This is a genomic window from Colwellia marinimaniae (assembly GCF_002207865.1).
Classification (GTDB): Bacteria; Pseudomonadota; Gammaproteobacteria; order Enterobacterales; family Alteromonadaceae; genus Colwellia; species Colwellia marinimaniae.
Genome location: NZ_BDQM01000070.1, coordinates 1 through 2964, shown reverse-complemented (window position 1 = coordinate 2964; position 2964 = coordinate 1). Strand labels below are relative to the sequence as shown.

At 39.1% G+C, this 2964-nt stretch carries 4 protein-coding genes; 1 reads left to right on the top strand and 3 read right to left on the bottom strand.

Annotated features, from left to right (window positions below; translation table 11 throughout):
- Positions 1–176 precede the first annotated feature (176 nt).
- Positions 177–638, top strand: a complete 462-nt coding sequence (locus MTCD1_RS18080; protein WP_143760142.1) for a hypothetical protein — start codon at positions 177–179, stop codon at positions 636–638.
- On the opposite strand, the gene MTCD1_RS18075 is transcribed toward MTCD1_RS18080, so the two are convergent.
- From MTCD1_RS18075 to tnpB, 3 genes are all read right to left on the bottom strand, one after another.
- Complete coding sequence (locus MTCD1_RS18075) at positions 635–1081, bottom strand: hypothetical protein (protein ID WP_143760141.1); 447 nt, start codon at positions 1079–1081, stop codon at positions 635–637. The two genes, MTCD1_RS18080 and MTCD1_RS18075, sit on opposite strands and share 4 nt — an antisense overlap.
- Before the next feature lie 104 nt (positions 1082–1185).
- Positions 1186–2715 (bottom strand): IS66 family transposase, encoded by a 1530-nt coding sequence (gene tnpC, locus MTCD1_RS18070; RefSeq protein ID WP_088568989.1) that lies wholly within the window; start codon positions 2713–2715, stop codon positions 1186–1188.
- 108 nt (positions 2716–2823) lie between these two features.
- Positions 2824–2961 carry an IS66 family insertion sequence element accessory protein TnpB gene (gene tnpB / locus MTCD1_RS22720; protein WP_369007715.1) on the bottom strand — a complete coding sequence of 46 codons (138 nt, stop codon included), beginning with the start codon at positions 2959–2961 and terminating at the stop codon, positions 2824–2826.
- Between the last annotated feature and the right edge of the window lie 3 nt (positions 2962–2964).

The following is a 2964-nucleotide window of genomic DNA, read 5'->3' as shown; positions in this document are numbered from 1 at the left end:
AATGATGGTTTGCCATTGTTCTTGGCTACGCGAAATTCTCATGCTTATCTCCTAAGTTAAGTGAGGAGATAATGTATCTGAAAAAAAACGCTAGAGGCAGGTGCCGTTAGCTATACGCTTACGAGCCATTTAGAAATTTCATTAATATTTCACAACCAGATAAATTATATGAAATTGTGTTTCCATTAAATAAAATTGACCACCAAGACATGTCAGCTCCTAATAAACTAGTTACAGAACGAATCAGTAAATGTGTAAATTCAGTTTTTGAATTTATTAACCCTTACGTAATAGACCTTGCCAACGGTAAAGAGTTATTTGAGAAAGAAAGTGCTGCTACGTTTGTAGCAAAAATAGGTGAGCCCTTCGGCATAAAATTTGATGAAAACATAGTTAAATATGTAGATAAAGCAGGCAATAAAGATATTAAGTCTACTTTAGATTTATGCTTTTTTAGTTTATTAGAGGTAGTTCAAAAAGCAGGTCAATTTTCTCATAAAAATTTCGGAGGTTGGACACCTGTACTGGCATTAGACCCGTTACTAAAAAGCACTAACGACAATAAAGAATTAAACCAATTCGTTATATATTTAGACCGTTCCCTAATATTTAGCTTACCTGATGAAGAGCAAGATTAATTAGGAAACACGTATTGCTTTATAACTACCCCAATAGATACAATAATTGTTCCTACAATGATTTTCCCTAAAAAACTATCGTGCCATTTACTTTGTTTTTGTGGCTCTACGGTAGTTTGTTTTTCTTCTGAATTATTGCTGTCTTGAGTGATATTTATATCCTTATTATTGTCGCCTATAACAGAATTAGATACTGGTCCATTAAAATTATTACTCACATTATTCTCAATTGTAGTCAAATTTATAGTAGATTCTACAGCAGGATTTAACTCCTGAGAATATTTATTAAAAGCCTTTTCAGTCATTGCCCCTATGTCTGCATCCTCTATCACCCGCTGTAAAGCTAAATGCTCTATCCATGATTTTCGGTAAGGGACATCACTCCACATATTAGCAATATCCATCAAAGCTTTATAAGTATCTTCACCAGGGATTTCTTTCAATGAATTAAACAAGTTATTTCTAGCATCTTGAGCATCGTCTCTTGAAGTAGGTGAATAACAACCTCCATTAGCCCTATCTATAGTAAGCGTATAGGGATCGGCACCTAGCCGCGCTCAATATTCCATGGTAACAGCGGTTCAAGGTTGTTTGGTTGCTCAGCAATATGTTGCAAGCATCTTGAGATATAATCATGCACGACTAGGCCATTAGCCTTAGCCGTTTCAACGAGACTATAGAGAATAGCACTCGCATGAGCGCCATTGCAGGTATTTGAAAACAGCCATGCCTTGCGACCTATCACAAACGGTTTTATTGCCCGCTCTGCTCGATTGTTATCAATCGATAGTCGGCCATCTTCAAGGTAGCGTTGGAATTTATCAAACTGATTTAGACTGTAGCTTATTGCCTCGCCAAGTTTACTTTTCGGTGGGATTTTATCTTTGTGCTTTATCAGCCAGTGATGTAGTTCTTTTACGATTGGCTTAGCGTGTGACTGCCGGATGTTGAACTTATCTTCTACCGATTTTTCTTTAATACGCTGCTCTAACCCGTAGAGCTTACCGATTAAGTTTAAGGCCACATCTACTTTACCTGCTCTTGATTTCGCTTGTATCTTTTTCGCATCCACGAACTTACGACGAATATGCGCAAGGCAGGCGACTAATTTGGCCTCTGTTAGCCCATAAGCCTTATAACCATCAACATGCATGTAGCCTTGGTAGCCATCAAGAAAATCAATTGTACATTGTGCCGCGCGACTGTTGTGATAATCGTATAAAACGATATTAGTCTTTTCACTTTGCCTATCACTACCACAGCAATACACCCACATATAACTGGTCGCTTTTTCGGCATTGATGACTTTCAATGGTGTTTCATCCGCATGAATGGCAGGCTCCGCAAGCAATACTTCTTTTAAGCGCCTATACAGTGGCTCAAGTAATTGAGCACTGCGCAGCATCCAACTCGACATGGTTTGGCGACTTAATTCGAGTCCGATATCACTAAACATCGTTTCTTGGCGGTTTAATGGTAAACCAAATTGATATTTGCACGAGATGATTTGGCTGAGTAAGCTAGATGTCGCAATACTTTTGGGTATTGGCGTTGCTGACATCAAGGCGGTTTTTACCACACTTTCAATGCCGTTACGCTCACATTGTCGACAGGTGTATTTGGGTCGAATGGTCTTAATAACTTTGATATGAGCTGGAACAAATTCTAATGCTTCGCTGCTACTTTCACCCATTTTGTGCAAAGGGCTTTGACAGCAATCACAGACTTTATCGCTTTCATCAATATCTACTACCACTTCTTGACGCGGCAGTGCTAGGGGTAAGGGCTTACGTTTAGGCTTATTTTTTGTTGTCGTGTCTGAGTTGGGATCGGCCAGAAGCTTTTTGTCGTGTTCATCAAGCACGAACTCTACTTCATTGAAAACTTCATCAGCACCAGGCATCTTTTCTGATTTCTTGCCGTATTCTTGGGCAAGTTTGAGATTGTAACGTTCAAGCAATAGTTGATAAGCTACGTCTTTTTCGGCTAATTCACTTTCCATGCGTTGCTGCAACTCAAGCAGCATTTGTTTGAGTTGTTCTGGGTCATTGGGGAGTGTATTCTCATTAAATTTCATCCGCTGATTTTAACAAAAAACTCAACCAGATACCGCCTTTGACGTCAATTACCCCAAACGCTGGTGTCAATGATCATTGACTGCTTTGAGGGGATGAATACTGATCCACTAGAGCATCGACTGATAATGTAATTCTTGATGACCAAGGACGTCATATCCAGAGAGTAACCAATCGAGTTGCTCAGCAGTTAACGCAAATTCATTGCCATTAATTTTGCTCGGCCATTTGAATTTTTGTTTTTCCAAACG

What these genes read in the sequence shown, in the direction of transcription:
- tnpC (WP_088568989.1), bottom strand. Translation starts at nt 2,715, where the DNA reads ATGAAATTTAATGAGAATACACTCCCCAATGACCCAGAACAACTCAAA.